The following is an 18,012-nucleotide window of genomic DNA, read 5'->3' as shown; positions in this document are numbered from 1 at the left end:
CCGTTCGTCGGGAAACGCAGACTCAGTTATCGACCGAAGGCGGCTGCGCGGGCTCGACTTCAAAGCGTGGGCTGTCGACCCAATCGGAAGCCGTTGCAGCGTCCGCACCGTCGGTGATGTCCTGCTGGAATCGGTACCAGTTGCCCGCGCCCGGCAAGGACTGCGTCGACTCGCCGGACCATTTGTCATTGGCGATGGGCACCTCCGGCACCCATTTCACGTCCGGGTTGTACCAGCTCACTACCTGGCCCCTGCCCTTGCGGCCGCGGCCGGCAAACTGCAGCGGATGCCTGACCCAGCGGCCCGCCGCCGGCTGGTCGAGGGTGGGCAGATAAGTCCCCAGCACGACCGGTCGCGTTGCGGCGAGCGAGGCAAACTCACCCAGCGATGCCACCGCTTCAAGGGTGCGCCGCCCACCTACGAGTGAGCTGAAATCCCGCGTCACCGACCAGGAGCGATCCTCCAGCACGCGTGCATTGGCCTGTATCGAACGCCCCCCGGCGGCCAGCGTCACCGTGACACTGTCGCCCGGCACACCGAAGCCTGACACCACCGTCAACCGCCCGATGTGGCCGTCCGCGACCGGAGTCTCGATAAACGGCGCGGCCGGGACGACGTCATAGTTCAACAACGCGGTAATGTCCGACTCCCGCAACTTGCCGCCTTCATCAACAAACGTTTGCCGCGCCCAGATGGTTTTGCTGCCCACCGGTAACGTCACTTCAGCTTCCCATACGCCGTTCCAGCTCACCAGAATGTCAGTGAGCCAAGGCCCGTTGTGCCCCTCCAGAAAAACCTCGACGCGGCCGTTTGCCATACCGTGCCCCTCAAGCTTCGCCGTGCGGGGCAGTTTGCCATTGGTCTCCGGCTGAATAATGTCCGGGGGCAGCAACACCACTTCAAACCTGTGCAGATCACTGCGCTCAGAAGGCCGGCCCTCGAGGGTTTGCTGGGCGTCGATGGTGTAGCGTTCAAATTTCAGTGGGGGCAGGTCAATCGACCAGACGCCGTCCTGACTCAGTACTTTGGGCGCACCGAGATCACTATCAAAACGGACATCTCGCAACTGTAGTGTCGCGCCCGCCATACCGTTTTCACCCTCGACAGTGACCACACGACCGACTTTCGAATCGGCATCAGGCTTGGTGATTGTCGGTTTCAGCATGACCACGGAAACAGTAAAGGTTTTGCTCGCTTTTTCTGATGTTTGCTTGCCAACGATCTGAAAGACCTCGACGGTATGCAATATATCCGGAGCGAATTCCTTGGTTCGCTGAAAAGCCCAGTTGCCGTTCGAGACGGTTGCCAGATGCTCTTCGGGGCTGTCACTGAATTTGACCTTCACCACCGCTCCCGGCCAGCACGCGCCGCTGAACTTGGGTGACTGACCATCCTCGACCGGGTCATTCAGGCCCGGGGCCAAGGGGGGGATGGTGACGGTGTGATTAATGCCCGTGGTCAGTTCCAGGCCGAGGGACTGTTTGATCAGAAGGACGCGCTCAAACGTCGGGCCCCATTCCGTCGGCGCCGTGCTTGACCATTGGTTATTCCTCACAACGACGTCGGGCAGGTCTGTGATGCTCCCATCGCCGTTCAACAACTTGACCGTAGCGCCGTCCGTGCCTGTACCGCTGATGGCCGGCTTATAGCCGGAGGTCGATTTCACGTTGCTGACTTCAGGCAGAACTTTGCTGAAGCCGGGTCTTATGGGTGCCGAAGGGATCCAGCCGCTTGCGCCGTCACCCACCTTTTGAATGATGCTGAGCGTGTAACTGCCGAAAGGCCAGTTGGTCGCCGTGGCCTCCCACTTGCCATCCACCACTGGAACAGAAGGTATCGCAGGTGCATCAGGCCCACTGACACGAGTTATCTCGACGGTTGCCCCCGAGTATCCGCTCCCCGCAAATTTTATTGAGCCGTCAGAGGGGGTGTTTATTGAGACATTCGAGACCGGCGCGGGGCGGACTTTGAACGCTCGCGGATCAGTTCTGTCGGAGTGATCGGCGACGCCAGCGACAAACTGTTCTGCCCTCAGACTCAGAGGGCCCGGCGTCATGTCCGGGACAGTGACACGCCATCCTTCTGTGCCCGCTATAGTCGAGCCAGTGGCAACAACACTGTGCTCAACCGTATCGCGCAAAATCTCGACAGTAGCCCCACGCATGCCTTTTGAACCTTCAATTGTGAAGGTTGTATCCACCACTGCGCCTGCATCAGGGGAAAGAATCAAGGGTGTCTGGATGACATCAACCCATACCGGATCGGACTCAATTACAGTGCTATCTACTCGCGCTTTGACAAGCAGCCGAACCGAACCTTCTGGCAAATCGGCATTTGGCGTTATGCTCCATTGACCATTGCTAACGAAAGCATAGCCGTACTCCTTGGTTCCGCCCGGTTCAGTACTGTAAAGAGTGACGATTGAACCGTCCAAACCATTGCCCCGAACTATCGGCGTTTTTCCCACAATCGTACTGTTGGTGGGACTTTCAATATGCGGGGTCAAACGCCGCACCGTAAAAAGGTCAGACCCGTCACTGGTCACGTTTTGAAACCAAACGACAGATAAGCTCATGTTTCTCGGCCTCCCTACCATCGAGACCGGAAATTCAAAGTTGCCGAGCCCATCAGCTCTACCCTCTCCAATAACATCACCAGTCTGGAAGTGTTTACATATCACCCTCTCACGGACCGGGCATCTACTCCCCTTCAAGGAGAATACGTCTCCCACAACCTGGTTGTTATGTTTCGGGTCGAGGACAGGGGGCGCGACGTTATAAAGCGTCCACACCTCGGAATACCTATAAGAGTCCGGATACATCACCCATTGCAGAATCCGAAATTGGTTTATCCCGGGGGGCAGGATATCTCTGAACGTCAGTTCAAATGACCCATCTCCGCCCATTTGCCGCTCATCACCCAAGTCTGTGTCATTGTAGGCCCCGATAATTTTTACGTTGCGTCTCGCATGGCCACCGCCAGTGACCTTGACGGGGTTTCTCACGCGCTCACCGTAGGAGGGTGTAAGGATGTAAGGCGGTGAGTCGAGGGTTTCGGCATCATCGGATGCACCGTTTACAGGCTCTTCCTCAAAGGTCGCCATGGTCAGTTCCTTCTTGTGGGGGGGGGCGGGATGGCTTGCCGGAAGCCTTTAAATACGCCCCCGCCCCTGCGCTACGCACCTGTAAAATCTGACAGTCCCGACGAACGGTCACGTACGAAAAATGCCGTTTTGCCCACACCGGCAACGTCCTCATCCGCAGGCTACGCCGGGTTGCGCCTTTGCCTACACATCCCTCAGAATCCGCCGGCTTGTGCGCTTTGCCGATGCCCCGTAACTTGATCCGTGCCGCTGCCAATCAGTGGTCGGGTTTAGTCGCCCGGTGGGTATACGAAGGTGCATAAGCGTCATCAAGTCGGGTATTCCCTATCCCCGCACTCGATGGTGGCTGTGCGCAGGGCGCCCTCGGGCGCGCCGGTTTTTTCGTATTCCTCCCGGTCGACTAACCTGCGTCCAGCCGCCACCCCCTCGTTTAGTCGCGAGACGGTGGCAGCCCCATTAAAAGGAAATACGACATGTGCAAAGAAACGCCGAATCCCCCCGAAACCGACGACTCGGTTTCCCCCTACAAATCAGCTCAATCGAAAAAGCTCCACGAAGCCGCCGAAAAAGCCCTCGACCACTACCTCAAACCCACCGTCACACCGTCCCGCAATTCCGTGGATCGAGGCATGCAGATGTTCATGATCGCCCCCAATCTCAACCGCGAAGCCGTGGCCATTCAGACCTACGAAACGTTTTCCTCGGTGAGCATTCTGCTGCTGGATCTGGCGGACAGCCTCGACGACAAGCCGCGACATCTGGCGATGGCGATTTATCAGTTGAGCGAGATGGGATTGTTGCTGGCGGAACAGGCGCTGGATAACGAGCGGGCGATTGCTATAACCGTTTGAAGATCAAAAGATCGCAGCCTCCGGCAGCTCCTACAGGGTTTACTTCAATCCCATGTAGGAGCTGCCGGAGGCTGCGATCATTTGCTTTTGCAGTTCAGGCCGAGGCCGGCAACGGCTGAAAACTGAAGTACTGCTTCAACGCCTTGACCAGTTGCCCGTATTCCGGCGGCGGTCGATGCAGGCTGAAGCCAGCGTCGTAATGCAGAGGCGTGGCGTCTTCATGGCACCACAGGCAACACGCGGTGAGGTCGATCACCTGCTGGCACCCTTGTTCGCAGGGTATTTTCAGACGCAGATGAAACTCCGCCCCGATCATCATCGGCAACTGGCTGATCAACATCAGCCCGTCTTCGGACACATTGCCGAGAAAGCCGATGGGTTTGTCGGTGACGCTATTGAAGACCCTGAGGAAATACGGCAACTGATGCCGTTCGATTCGGCGGTCGGTAAACATGCGCAGTTCGCCATGCAAGGCTCCATCACAGAGCCGCACCTAATGCTTCGGAACGCGCCGGTTCGGCAGACGCGCTCTCCCCGCTTCCGGTGTGACGGTCGCTAAAACGCCATCACCTTACAACTGCCAGTCGCAGGTGTTGCACGGGCACATTAGAGACTCGGCTCTAGACCCGATTGATTCGACTATAGCTCAGGCTGTACAACCGGCCAGCTTTTGTATGACAACTGCCATCAAAAGCGCGTCGGACGCACCACGGCCGCCGCGCTGCGCGTCGGGTAATGGCCCAGGCTCTGCAAGGTTTCCAGACGCGCACGGGCGCGGTAGGCGTACTCGCTGTCGGGGTATGAGGCGATGATGAACTGATAGGTCTGCGCCGCATCGACAAACATCTTTTGCCGCTCAAGGCACTGACCGCGCATCATCGACACTTCCGGCCACACATACGGGCGGGCACGGCTGGCGCGCTCGACCTTCGACAGTTCGAGCATCACCTGCTCGCAATTGCCGCGGTCGTAGGCGCTGTAGGCGTTGTTCAAATGATGGTTCATCGACCAACGGGTGCAGCCCGTCACGGCGAGGACGCTGAGGGCAAGGGCGGCAATGGGCAACAATCGCATGGGGGTTCTCCTGTCTTGTGCTCTGTATCGACCCTTGCTGAGAAATCTTCAGAAGTGTTTGCGCCAATCGTCGTGTTCAATAAAGAAACTATTAAGTAGTGCAAACGAACAATGACTACACCCCAAGAGCATAGTAGCCTTCGCTAGCGCTTGAACTCAGGAGTCTTTGCATGTCCGTCCGTCGTACCAAAATCGTCGCTACCCTTGGCCCGGCCAGTAACTCGCCGGAAGTTCTCGAACAGCTGATTCTGGCTGGCCTGGACGTTGCCCGTCTGAACTTCTCCCACGGCACCCCCGACGAGCACAAGGCTCGCGCAAAACTGGTGCGTGACCTGGCTGCCAAGCACGGTCGCTTTGTCGCCCTGCTGGGTGACCTGCAAGGCCCGAAAATCCGTATCGCCAAATTCGCCAACAAAAAGATCGAGCTGAAGATCGGTGACAAGTTCACCTTCTCCACCAGCCATCCGTTGACCGAAGGCAACCAGCAAGTGGTCGGTATCGACTACCCGGATCTGGTGAAAGACTGCGGCGTGGGCGACGAGCTGCTGCTCGACGACGGCCGCGTGGTAATGCGCGTTGAAACCGCCACCGCCACTGAACTGAATTGCGTAGTGACCATTGGCGGCCCGCTGTCCGACCACAAAGGCATCAACCGTCGCGGTGGCGGCCTGACCGCACCGGCCCTGACTGAAAAAGACAAGGCCGACATCAAGCTCGCCGCAGAAATGGAAGTTGACTACCTCGCGGTGTCCTTCCCGCGTGACGCCGCCGACATGAACTACGCCCGTCAACTGCGCGACGAGGCCGGCGGCACTGCCTGGCTGGTGGCGAAGATCGAACGCGCCGAAGCCGTGGCCGACGACGAAACCCTCGACGGTCTGATCCAGGCCTCCGATGCGGTGATGGTTGCCCGTGGTGACCTCGGTGTGGAAATCGGCGACGCCGAGCTGGTGGGCATTCAGAAGAAAATCATTCTGCACGCACGCCGCCACAACAAGGCTGTGATCGTTGCGACCCAGATGATGGAGTCGATGATCCAGAACCCGATGCCGACCCGCGCCGAAGTGTCCGACGTGGCCAACGCCGTGCTCGACTACACCGACGCCGTGATGCTCTCGGCCGAATCCGCCGCTGGCCTGTACCCGCTGGAAGCCGTGCAAGCGATGGCGCGTATCTGCGTCGGCGCTGAAAAGCACCCGACCGGCAAGACCTCCAGCCACCGCATCGGCAAGGAATTCACCCGCTGCGACGAAAGCATCGCACTGGCGACCATGTACACCGCCAACCACTTCCCGGGCGTCAAAGCGATCATCGCCCTGACCGAAAGTGGCTACACCCCGCTGATCATGTCGCGCATCCGTTCTTCGGTGCCGATCTACGCCTACTCGCCACACCGCGAGACTCAGGCGCGCGCAGCGATGTTCCGTGGCGTGTACACCATTCCGTTCGATCCGGCCTCGCTGGAACCGCACGAAGTCAGCCAGAAGGCGATCGACGAGCTGGTCAAGCGCGGCGTTGTGGAAAAAGGCGACTGGGTCATCCTGACCAAGGGCGACAGCTACCACACCACCGGCGGCACCAACGGCATGAAGATCCTGCACGTGGGCGACCCGCAGGTCTGAGTAATCAGGCGCTGAAAAACCAAAGCCCCGCCATGTGAATGGCGGGGCTTTTTACTTTTCTGAGGTAGGAGTTGCCGAAGGCTGCGATCTAGTGCATTTCCTGCTGCTGTCTACTGTCAGGTCTGACAGTAGACGAGGCCTGTATTCGGGCAGCTACTGAGTCGACAATCGTCCACTCAGGGAGAGCCCCATGAATCAGTCAAATCGCTCTGCGCAACAGGCAGGAACACTTGATGAAAGCTTTGCAGACGCCGGCATTTTCCGCCTGAGCCTTCCGTCTCTGGGACGCGAAAGCCTTTTGGCTGGCATCAAGGTCGATATCACCTCCACACGCCTGTATTTCTCAGGCCAGACACGCTCTGGAGTCACTCAGCGACCTTATGTGCTGGGCCGTCTGACACCGGATGGGGAGTTGGATACTGGCTTTGGCAAGGAAGGAATCGCCAGCGGATTTTTTGCCGGCAGCCGCGAGTCCATGGCGCGTTCGATTACCCTTACGAGTGATAGCAAAATTCTTCTGACCGGCACGGTCGGGATGCGCGAACCCGCGTTGGCGCGGTTTTCAACCGACGGTGTGCTCGATACCGGTTTTGGCGATAAGGGCTATGTCATCCTCCCACTGCCCAAAAATGTTGGCGAAGACGCTGTCGTGGAGTCCGTTGACGGCGAACAAGCTTCATCGGGGAACATCGTGCCACTGGACGATGGAAAAACTCTGGTGGTGAAAACCTATGTCATTACGCACCAGGCAGACACTCGGGCCTTCGTCTACTTGCTCAACAATGACGGCTCTCTGGACACCTCCTTCAATCAGAAAGGCTACGTCGAGGTGACTTACCCGGGTGCCACGCCCAGCGACGTGAAACTGCGCAGCGGCTTGATCGATCAGGATGGCAAGATTGTGGTTTGCGGCCAACTGGCACCACGTTCCGGTCTGTCCACCGCCCTTTTTGCGCGCTTCACTCGTGAAGGCAAGCTTGATGCGGATTTCGGCAAGGACGGCTTTGTGACTGTGTCGTTGGCGGATTCCGCCAGTCTCGAATCGATCATTCAGCAACCGAACAATCGACTGCTGGGCATCGGCAGAACCGACAAGTCTGAGGGCCTGCTGATCAGCCTCGAACCGGATGGCACTGCCAATATCCAGTTCAATCGCGGCCAACCCCTGCTGACTCGATTGGACAATGCCCTGACCTATTGGCAAAACGGGGTCATGCAACCGGACGGCAAGATCGTGTTGATAGGCAAATATCAACTGCCGGATAACACTACCCCGGCCGTCGTCGCCAGACTGCTCAGTGACGGCACGTTTGATTCAGCGTTCGCCGGTGTCGGCTGGGTGGGCACCCTTGTTGACGGAACAACGACCTTCAGAGATGTCGCGCTACAGACGGACGGGAAAATCGTCGTTACAGGAGAGCATTTCTCCCCGGATGTTCAAGGTCTGGTTCTGCGCTTTCACGCAAGCAGCTGACTGAAAACCAAGCGTCCTGTCATGTGACTGGCAGGGCTTGCTCCCGAAGACGCCGGTGCAGTCAGCGAAAGATTCAATGGCGTTTGATAAACCCGGTCAGCGCCGCCAACGCCTCTGGCGAACGCAACCGCTGGGTGAACAACGCGCCCTCCTCCTCGATCACGGTGCGGATCTGCTCGCGGTCCGGCGCTTTCATCAATTGTTTGCTGATGCGCACCGCTTGCGGTGGCAACTCATCAAAACGTAACGCCATCTCCCGTGCTTTTGCCAATGCAGCTTCGCCGCTGCCCAGCGCCTCGGTGGCGATGCCCCACTGGGCGGCCTGTTCACCGCTGAAGCCTTCGCCGAGCAGCAACAACTCTGCCGCTTTGGCCTGCCCGAGCAAGCGCGGCAGGATCAGGCTGGAAGCGAACTCCGGGCACAAGCCGAGGTTGACGAACGGCATGCGCAAGCGCGCATCGCGGCTGACGTAAACCAGATCGCAATGCAGCAACATGGTGGTGCCGATGCCGACCGCCGCCCCGGCCACGGCGGCGATCACCGGTTTGCGGCATTCGAGCAGGTTAAGCATGAAGTGGAACACCGGGCTGTCGAGATTACTCGGCGGTTGCTGGATGAAGTCGGCGATGTCGTTGCCGGCGGTGAAACACTCGGCGCTGCCGGTGATCAGCACGGCGTTTATTTGCGGGTCGCTGTCGGCCTGTTTCAACGCCTCGGCGAGATAGCTGTACATGGCGCGGGTCAGGGCGTTTTTCTTGTCCGGGCGATTGAGGCGCAAGGTCAACAAACCGCGTTCGCGTTCCAGCAGGATGGCGTCAGTCATGGCGTATCTCAGCAGTTCAGGTCAGCAAAGATCCACTGTGGCGAGGGAGCTTGCTCCCGCTGGGCTGCGCAGCGGCCCCAAGAGCTTATGAGCGCTACACACTCAAACGGGAGCAAGCTCCCTCGCCACAGGAAATCTCGAACCAATGAATTCAGCGTTCAACCACGGGACAGGAACACATCGGCCAGCAGTTGATTGCGCGGCAGACCAGCCAGGTACAGGCGCCGGGCGAAGGCGTCGACACTGGCCGTCGAGCCGCAGACTAAGGCCAGGGTTTGCCGGGAAACAAGGCGCAGTTGCGCCAAAGCGGCGGCTGACTCGGCCGCCGTCCACAGCTCGACGCTGAGGTTTTCGCGCTGGGCGGCCAATGCCGCAAGGAGTTTGGCCAGATAGTGCGCTTCGGCATCATGGGCCAGGTGAATGACGCGAATGGCGCCTTGGTGATCCTGACGCAAGGCTTCGCGCAGCACGCCGAACAAGGGGCCGAGTCCCGTACCGGCCGCCAGCAACCACAGCGGTCGGGTGTGCCAGTCAGGGTCGTAATGCAGCGCGCCGCCGCGCAGTTCGCCGAGACGGATCGGGTCGCCGATCTGCAAGCGGCGTGCGGCATCGCTGAATTCGCCGGGCTGGCGACAGTCGAGGTGAAACTCCAGAAAACGGTCTTCTTCCGGCAGGCTGGCCAGCGAATACGGCCGTGCAATGTGATTGATCCACAGCACCAGGTGCTGGCCGGCGCTATAGCGCAACGGCCGTTGCGGGGTCAGGCGCAGGCGCAGGACGTTGGCGCTGAGCCAGTCCAGCGCTTCGACCACCGCCGGGCGTCCGTCGGCGAGCGGGTCGAAGGTATGCACCTGCAAATCTTCGATCACCTGACACTGGCAGGCCAGCCGCCAACCTTGCTGGCGCTGCTCGGCGCTCAAGGCATCCGGACGATTGTCGGCGGGCAGGCCTTGTACGCACTGAACCAGACACGCATGACAACTGCCGGCACGGCAGCTGTAAGGCACGGCCACACCGTTCTGATTGAGGGCGTCGAGCAGATTGCTGCCCGCCGCCACCGACCATTGCCGTTCTGCGACACGAAGTTCAGGCATCGACGTTCTCCCACGCGGCCGCACAGCGATTGCGCCCGTCACGCTTGGCCCGATAGAGCGCCTGATCAGCCCGCTGCAAGGCATCATCCAGATCATCGCCCACCGCCAGCAGGGTCATGCCGGCCGACAGGCTGAGGTTACGCACATTCAGGCCGATCAGTTCAACATCGGTAAAGGCAATACGCAGACGCTCGCAGCAAGCGGTCAGCCGTTCGGCATTGCAATCGGGCAGCAACACGACGAACTCCTCACCACCATAACGCGCCAGTACATCGCCGTCGCGCAGGCAGGCCTGGGCGACGCCGGCGAACGCCTGCAACACCTGATCGCCGGCGGCATGACCATGCAAATCGTTGATGCGTTTGAAATGGTCAAGATCGATCAGCGCCAGTCCGTGCACGACGTCGCTGTCCAGCGCATTCAGTTCACGCGAGGCCAGGCGCAGAAAGTGCCGGCGGTTGAACAGGCCGGTCAGTTCGTCTGTGGCGACCAGATCTTCGAGCTGGCGCATCATCCCGCGCAACGTGTCCTGGTGCGCTTGCAAGGCAAAGCGGCGCTGGCGTATGCGTTGCCGCGAGACCTGAACGAAACGCGCATAAATCACCAGCCACGCCAGCACCATGGCGAGGATGCACACCTGCAACGCGGCGAGTGCGGGCTCACGCAGGCGAAAGTGATAAGCGTCCCACAGGGTGATCGCGCAGAAGCTGAAGAACACCAGCAGCGCACAACGAATGAACGCCCGCCGGCTCAGATGGAACAGACCGAACAGCAGGATCAGCACATAGAACACCAGAAAGGCGCTACGCGCTTCATCCAGATGGGCGATCAGCCAGGTCTGCCAGCCGAGCCCGAGCAAGACTTGCCCTTCGGTCAGGCTGGGGTCGGCAAAGCGCAGATTGCGCCCGCTCCAGAACAGCACGAACAGGGCGGACTGACTGATCACCACCAGCGCGCTGCCGATGGCCACGGACCTCAGGGATTGTTCGTAATGACCGGTGAAAAACGCCAGCCACAGCAGCAGCAAAGCCAATCCATAGGTGGCTGCAGCGAGGGCAAAGCGTTTGAGCAAAAGACGTTGAATGGCGTTATGGGTCAATCGTTGACTCACCGTGCGATTGGAGGCTGACCGAGTGTCCTACTCTACAGACCGGCTGCCACTTTAGTGGCGTAGTCGATAAATGACCACCGATTTTCGGGCTCGAAAATTGACGTCAAAAGTGTGGCCTGCCTCACTTGAAACACGGCCAGTATGAGGCTCCCTGTGGCGAGGGGATTCATCCCCGATGGGCTGCGCAGCGGCCCTCCGAGATCTTTCAGGCAAACCGGGTGCACAGTATTTACGACTGCTGCGCAGCCGGACGGGGATAAATCCCCTCACCGCAACGGTTATCCGACCAAAAGCCAATGTGTGCGCCCCACCGAGGCGCGGTATACTGCCGCGCCTTTTTAGCGTCGCGCCAGCAGCCCCGGCGTGCCAGAGGAACAGCTACAAGCCTCAAGCTTCAAGCCGCAAGCTCAAGCAGTCCGCGTACTGCTCCAACTTGCCGCTGATAGCTTGAAACTTGTAGCTGCCCCATAGAATGTTCCCGTCTTTTAGAGGAGCGCGACTCATGACCGTGATCAAGCAAGACGACCTGATTCAGAGCGTTGCCGACGCCCTGCAGTTCATTTCCTACTACCACCCCGTGGATTTCATCCAGGCGATGCACGAAGCCTACCTGCGCGAAGAATCGCCAGCGGCCCGTGACTCCATGGCGCAGATCCTGATCAACTCGCGCATGTGCGCCACCGGCCACCGGCCGATCTGCCAGGACACCGGTATCGTTACCGTGTTCGTGCGCGTCGGCATGGACGTGCGTTGGGATGGCGCCACCATGGGCCTGGACGACATGATCAACGAGGGCGTGCGTCGCGCCTACAACCTGCCGGAAAACGTCTTGCGTGCCTCGATCCTCGCCGACCCGGCGGGCGCTCGTAAAAACACCAAGGACAACACCCCGGCAGTCATCCACTACTCCATCGTCCCGGGCAACACTGTGGAAGTGGACGTGGCGGCCAAAGGCGGCGGCTCCGAGAACAAGTCGAAAATGGCCATGCTCAACCCGTCCGACTCGATCGTTGACTGGGTGCTCAAGACCGTTCCAACCATGGGCGCCGGCTGGTGCCCACCGGGCATGCTCGGCATCGGCATCGGCGGTACCGCCGAGAAAGCCGCCGTCATGGCCAAAGAAGTGTTGATGGAATCCATCGACATCCACGAGCTGAAGGCCCGTGGCCCGCAGAACCGCATCGAAGAAATGCGTCTGGAGCTGTTCGAGAAGGTCAACCAGTTGGGCATCGGCGCCCAGGGCCTCGGTGGCCTGACCACCGTGCTCGACGTGAAGATCATGGACTACCCGACCCACGCCGCCTCCTTGCCGGTGTGCATGATCCCGAACTGCGCCGCCACCCGTCACGCGCACTTCGTGCTCGACGGTACAGGTCCAGCCTCGCTGGAAGCGCCACCGCTGGACGCCTACCCGGAAATCGTCTGGGAAGCCGGCCCATCGGCCCGTCGCGTCAACCTCGACACCCTGACCCCGGAAGACGTGCAGAGCTGGAAGCCGGGCGAAACCGTCCTGCTCAACGGCAAAATGCTCACCGGTCGCGACGCCGCGCACAAGCGCATGGTCGAGATGCTGAACAAGGGTGAAACCCTGCCGGTAGACCTGAAAGGTCGCTTCATCTACTACGTCGGCCCGGTTGATCCGGTGGGCGACGAAGTGGTTGGCCCCGCAGGCCCAACCACCGCAACGCGGATGGACAAGTTCACCCGCCAGATCCTTGAGCAGACCGGCCTGCTGGGCATGATCGGTAAATCCGAGCGCGGCCCGACCGCGATCGAAGCGATCAAGGACAACAAAGCCGTGTACCTGATGGCCGTTGGCGGCGCCGCTTATCTGGTTGCTCAAGCGATCAAGAAGTCAAAAGTGCTGGCATTTGCCGAACTGGGCATGGAAGCGATCTACGAGTTCGAGGTCAAGGACATGCCGGTCACCGTTGCGGTGGACAGCAAAGGTGAATCGGTACACATCACCGGCCCTGCGATCTGGCAACAGAAGATCAGCGAAAGCCTGGCGGTAGAAGTGCAGTAAGCGCTTGAACCGCTAAAAAGAAGGCCGGCCCGTCCCACGACGCGCCGGCCTTTTTTTATCCCTGCCATCCCGTGTAGGAGCTGCCGAAGGCTGCGATCTTTTGATTCTGATCTTAAAAACATAATCAAAAGATCGCAGCCTTCGGCAGCCCCTACATTTGGCATCAGCCATTTGACGATAAAAACAACGACAAAGCATACAAAATGGTCTTGCGCACCTGTCAGATCTGACAGGTTACGCGCAGCCCGGTTCTTGGTAGCGTCAGTCCACCCTCGATCACAGCGTGCGCAACGGACAGGAACATGGCCGATCAAGACCTGAGCATCACTACGCCCTCCATCGCCAAAAGCTCATCGATTGCCACTATCGGCAAGAGTTGGGGCGCCGTCGGCCCGACGGGTGCTGCGTCGTTCGAGCTGCCGATTCCCCTGTCCGCCGGGCGTGGCTGGGATCCGCAACTATCGCTGACTTACAGCAGCCAGACCGGCAACGGCCCGTTCGGTATCGGCTGGAATCTGGGCCTCGGGCAGATCAGCCGACGTACCAACAAAGGCGTGCCACGCTATACCGAACACGACGAAATCATCGGCGCCGACGGTGAAGTGTGGATGCCCGAGCTTGAGGCTGATGGTTCGCTCAAGTCGCGTGTCGAAACCCATTACGGCAAAGGCGAAGGCGAAGGTGACGACGACACCAACATCGGTCCCCACCGGGTGGTGCGTTATTGGCCACGGGTCGAAAGCGATTTTTCCCTGCGCGAGCTCTGGCAGCCAACGGACGATCAACCGCCCTTCTGGCTGATCCACGGCGCCGACGGTTCGCTGCATCTGTATGGCAAGACGCCTGACTCACGTCGCGCCGATCCGGATGATCAAGCCAGGATCAGCACCTGGCTGCTTTGCGAAAGCATGAATACCCACGGCGAACACATCTGTTTCGTTTACAAAGCCGATGATCAGGACCCCGACCCGATTCACGATTACCGTGCCCAGCGCTATCTGGAGCGGGTGTGTTACGGCAACTTCACCGCCAGCAAGCATTTGTACGCCTGGAAAGAGGACAAGCTTGCGCAACTGAATTGGCATTTCCAACTGATTTTCGACTACGGCGAACGCACGGAGTCGCTGACCGAAGTCCCGGTGTATGACGGCGACACATTGCTGCCATGGCCTGTTCGCCCGGACCCTTTTTCGACGTTTGGCCAAGGCTTTGCAGTCGGCACCCGCAGGCTCTGTCGGCAAGTGCTGATGTTTCATCATTTCCCGGTGAGCCTGCGCGGCAAACCGGTGCTGGTACGACGCCTGTTGCTTGAATACACAGCCGACAAGGTGTTCAGTCAGATCAGCGCTGCCCACTATCAGGCCTTCGATGCCACCGGCACCGTGGAAAACAGCCCGCCGGTGGAGTTCGACTATTCAGCGTTCGAGATCAATAAAACCCCGACACGCCTGTTCGCCATGGACACACAGCCGGGCATCGAAGACGGCGGTTTCTACCAGTGCGTTGACCTCTACGGTGAGGGCGTTCCAGGTTTTCTCTGTCGCTATGACCAATGCTGGTACTACCGCGAGCCGCTGCGTGCAGACGCCGGAAGCGACGAAATCGGTTATGGGCCGTGGACAGCGCTGGACAGGATTCCGGTTGCCGATCGCAGCCGGCCGGTCCAGCAACTGCTCACCGACCTGACCGGTGATGGCCGTCTCGACTGGATCACCGCGCAACCGGGCGGCAGCGGTTTTCGCACGCTGAAGGCGCAACGTGAGTTCGCCGACTTCGTGCCGTTCAATGCGTTCCCGCTGGAGTTCTTCAATACCCTGGCGCAACTGGGCGACCTCAGCGGTGACGGGCTCAGCTCCATTGCGCTGATCGGTCCGCATGCGGTGCGCCTGTACGCCAACCAGCGTGAGCAAGGGTTCGCCCGCGCCGAAGACGTGCCGCATACCCCGGTCAACGACCGCTTGCCGTTGTTCAGCAACTCGCCCACTGAACTGGTGCTGCTTGGCAATCTGCTGGGCAGCGACATGCCTGAACTGTGCCGCATTCGCCATGACGAAATCACCTGCTGGCCGAACCTCGGCCACGGCCGGTTTGGCGAAGGTCGCAAGATCAGTTCCCTGCCCTTCACCTACGAGCAGTTCGATTCGGCGCGGGTACGTCTCGCCGACCTCGACGGCTCCGGTGCACCGGCCCTGATCTATCTGCAGTCCGATGCGTTCGAGATCTATCTGAATCGCGGCGGCAACGGTCTGGAGCAGACCCCGGTGATCGTGCCTTGGCCCGAAGGCGTGCGTTATGACCGCCTCAGTCAGGTGAGTTTTGCCGACCTGCAAGGTCTCGGCTGCGCCAGCCTGATCCTGACGGTGCCACACATCAAACCACAGCATTGGCGCTACGATTTCGTCGCGGCCAAGCCTTATCTGCTGACCGCCAGCAATAACAACATGGGCTGCAGTGCCAGCGTGGCCTACCGCAGTTCCGCCCAGGAATGGCTGGATGAAAAACAACGCTTCCTCAAGCTGAAACGTCTGCCGATCTGCCATCTGCCGTTTCCGGTGGCGGTGGTCAAAAAACAACAGCAACTCGATGAGATCACCGGCAACTGCCTGACTCAGGCGTTTAGCTGGCGCGAAGGTGTTTACGACGGCCTGGAGCGCGAGTTCCGTGGCTTCGGCCGCTTGCAGCAAACCGACAGTGAAAGTGCCACGGCGGACGACGATGTCGGCTTCAGTGCACCGGTGCGGGTCTGCACCTGGTTCCACACCGGGCAAACGCTGAATCGCCAGCGTGATGGCTATTTCAATGAAGACGAACAGGCTGTGCCACTGGGCAGCACATTGTTTAGCCGATATCACGCCGGTGACGAAATTGATGAACCGATCCCGCCCCACGACGCCGACAGCGAATACCAGATATCCCGGGCGCTGGTTGGTTCAGTCACGCGCATTGAAACCTATGCCGATGCGGACATGGACCTGCCGGGCATTCCCACACCCTATGCGGTGGAAGAACTGCGCTACCTGGTGCGCGAAGTCACGCCTCAAGGCCAATATGCCGCTGCCGTGTTGCTGCCCTTGGTACTGGAAAAAATCAGCTACCAGTACGACGGTTTCATCGACGATCCGCTGTGTCGTCAATCTGCGCTGGAACGATTACGGCCTGTCGACCCATGCATTGGCAGTGAGCTACGCGCGCAGGTTGACTGAATCGGCTACACCGCCATTCAGCGATGCGGATGAACAACAGTGGTGGCGCGACGCCCATGACGAGGCGCAACAATCGTTCTACCTTAGCGAAACCCGGGCGCAATACATCGACCTGACCAGCAATCTCCAGCAATGGCGTCTGGGCTTGCCGTGGCAACAGCGTGGCAATGCGCTGGTGCTGCCAATAGGCACCTTGCCTGAGGGATTGTGCCCGTTTGAAGTGAGTTTCGAGCAACTCGCGGAGCATCAGGATTCGCCGCACTGGAACGCTGAGCGAGTGCTGACGACGCAGTCGGTGCAACGTTATCTCAGCACCGACGGTTTGCCGCTGGACAACGGTGACGCCGAATTCGAAGCACTGGCGGGGCCGTTGGAACTGGCGCAACTGGACAAGACCGCGCTGGACGCTTACAACGTTTTGCCGCCGCCCTTCAACATCCGTGATGAACTGAGAAAGATCGGTTACACGCCGATGCAGTTGATGTTTGAGCCAAAGGTGGCGGACGATGCCGAAGAAAATCTGTGGTCATCGACCTTCGGTTTCGCCGATTACGCCGACCTCGAAGGTTTTCATCGAGTGCAGGGCTACCGCGAAACCCCAAGCCATGGGCTCACCACAGCCGAATACGATGATTACCGACTGGCGATCACCCAGGTCAAGTTGCCGGATGGCTGTACTACCCGGATCACTTACGACTATCACGCGCTGCAACCGCTGACGATCACCGATGCCAACGGCAATATCGAAGAGGCGATCTACGAGCCTTCCGGCCAGCCGCTGGCGACCAGTTTCCACGGCACTGAATACGGCAAGGTGGCGGGTTTCAAACCGCTTAGCGAATACGAACGCCCCGCGGATCATCGCCCCGATCCAGCGATAGACAATCCCCACGATGCCGTGCAAAAAGCCGCCAGCACGCTGCGCAAGGACTTGTTCAGCTGGATGGGACTGATCTCACCCGACAGCCCTGCCGCCCGCGAATGGCTCGCCAGCGGTTACATCCTGCCCAACGGCTACATTCGTGCCAGCGCCCGCCGCCGACTCGCCGGGCTCGCGACACTGACGGCGGCAGAACAGACATTGCGCGAAGCGATCGCCACGACCCATCGCGAACCGGTGCACAGCGTTGTCCTCAGCGCCGACCGTTACCCCGATGACCCCGTGAAGGCGCAGATCCAGATCACCAAGGCCTGCGTCGACGGGTTTGGTCGAGCACTGCAAACCCAGCAGTTGGTTGATCCGGGCCTGGCCTATGCGGTGGACGCAGACGGCTCACTGATTGTCGAAGACGGTCAGTTCGTTGAAGTCCACGCCGACCCACGGTGGCGCATCAGCGAGCGCATCGAATACAACAACAAAGGCCTGGCCGTGCGGCAGTTCCGACCGTTTTTTGCCAACGCCCACGGTTACATCAATGACCAGTCGCTGCACACGCTGGGTTACTTCGATCAACTGTTCTATGACCCGCTGGGGCGCGCGGTCAGACTGGTCAACGCCAAGGGTGACTTCTCCCGCGAGACGTATCATCCGTGGTACCACGCCAGCGAAGACTTCAACGACACCGCTGAGCCGGTGCCGTCACAACGGAAATCACGGCGTTGACCGCCGTGCATTCACGCACGCCTTCGCT

The 18,012-nt window shown here is 59.7% G+C and carries 10 protein-coding genes and 1 pseudogene; 5 read left to right on the top strand and 6 right to left on the bottom strand.

From position 1 onward, the window contains the following. Window positions 1–22: 22 nt before the first annotated feature. Window positions 23–3,103: a hypothetical protein gene (locus tag JFT86_RS13360; protein ID WP_242489486.1), complete on the bottom strand. Its 3,081-nt coding sequence runs from the start codon at window positions 3,101–3,103 to the stop codon at window positions 23–25. Between the two features lie 473 nt (window positions 3,104–3,576). Between JFT86_RS13360 and JFT86_RS13355 the strand changes: the two genes are divergently transcribed. Beyond that, window positions 3,577–3,954 (top strand): DUF6124 family protein, encoded by a 378-nt coding sequence (locus JFT86_RS13355; protein WP_201237027.1) that lies wholly within the window; start codon window positions 3,577–3,579, stop codon window positions 3,952–3,954. Window positions 3,955–4,048: 94 nt separating this feature from the next. On the opposite strand, the gene JFT86_RS13350 is transcribed toward JFT86_RS13355, so the two are convergent. Further along, on the bottom strand, window positions 4,049–4,408 hold the full coding sequence (locus tag JFT86_RS13350) for a PilZ domain-containing protein (protein WP_201237026.1): 360 nt from the start codon (window positions 4,406–4,408) through the stop codon (window positions 4,049–4,051). Between the two features lie 233 nt (window positions 4,409–4,641). Beyond that, the gene (locus JFT86_RS13345; RefSeq protein WP_201237025.1) at window positions 4,642–5,028 is read right to left on the bottom strand and encodes a tetratricopeptide repeat protein; all 387 of its coding nucleotides are present in this window, start codon (window positions 5,026–5,028) and stop codon (window positions 4,642–4,644) included. A 170-nt stretch (window positions 5,029–5,198) separates the two neighbouring features. On the opposite strand from JFT86_RS13345, the gene pyk reads away from it, so the two are divergent. Beyond that, window positions 5,199–6,650, top strand: coding sequence for a pyruvate kinase (gene pyk, locus JFT86_RS13340; RefSeq protein WP_201237024.1), 1,452 nt, complete (start codon window positions 5,199–5,201; stop codon window positions 6,648–6,650). 190 nt (window positions 6,651–6,840) lie between these two features. Further along, on the top strand, window positions 6,841–8,124 hold the full coding sequence (locus JFT86_RS13335) for a hypothetical protein (RefSeq protein WP_201232531.1): 1,284 nt from the start codon (window positions 6,841–6,843) through the stop codon (window positions 8,122–8,124). Between the two features lie 73 nt (window positions 8,125–8,197). On the opposite strand, the gene JFT86_RS13330 is transcribed toward JFT86_RS13335, so the two are convergent. The 3 genes from JFT86_RS13330 to JFT86_RS13320 all read right to left on the bottom strand — a co-directional run bounded on the left by JFT86_RS13330 (window position 8,198) and on the right by JFT86_RS13320 (window position 11,140). Then, the gene (locus JFT86_RS13330; RefSeq protein ID WP_201237023.1) at window positions 8,198–8,947 is read right to left on the bottom strand and encodes an enoyl-CoA hydratase-related protein; all 750 of its coding nucleotides are present in this window, start codon (window positions 8,945–8,947) and stop codon (window positions 8,198–8,200) included. 158 nt (window positions 8,948–9,105) lie between these two features. Next, window positions 9,106–10,041: an iron-sulfur-binding ferredoxin reductase gene (locus JFT86_RS13325; RefSeq protein WP_201237022.1), complete on the bottom strand. Its 936-nt coding sequence runs from the start codon at window positions 10,039–10,041 to the stop codon at window positions 9,106–9,108. Then, complete coding sequence (locus JFT86_RS13320) at window positions 10,034–11,140, bottom strand: diguanylate cyclase (protein WP_201237021.1); 1,107 nt, start codon at window positions 11,138–11,140, stop codon at window positions 10,034–10,036. Before JFT86_RS13320 ends, JFT86_RS13325 begins: the two co-directional genes overlap by 8 nt. A gap of 514 nt (window positions 11,141–11,654) precedes the next feature. Here JFT86_RS13320 and JFT86_RS13315 point away from each other — a divergent pair. After that, window positions 11,655–13,178: a fumarate hydratase gene (locus JFT86_RS13315; protein WP_122589657.1), complete on the top strand. Its 1,524-nt coding sequence runs from the start codon at window positions 11,655–11,657 to the stop codon at window positions 13,176–13,178. A gap of 302 nt (window positions 13,179–13,480) precedes the next feature. Next, window positions 13,481–17,984, top strand: a pseudogene (locus JFT86_RS13310) (SpvB/TcaC N-terminal domain-containing protein). The last annotated feature ends 28 nt before the right edge of the window (window positions 17,985–18,012 follow it).

Origin of the sequence: Pseudomonas sp. TH06 (genome assembly GCF_016651305.1) — a bacterium.
Lineage (GTDB): Bacteria > Pseudomonadota > Gammaproteobacteria > Pseudomonadales > Pseudomonadaceae > Aquipseudomonas.
This window is presented reverse-complemented; position numbering and strand designations above follow the sequence as displayed.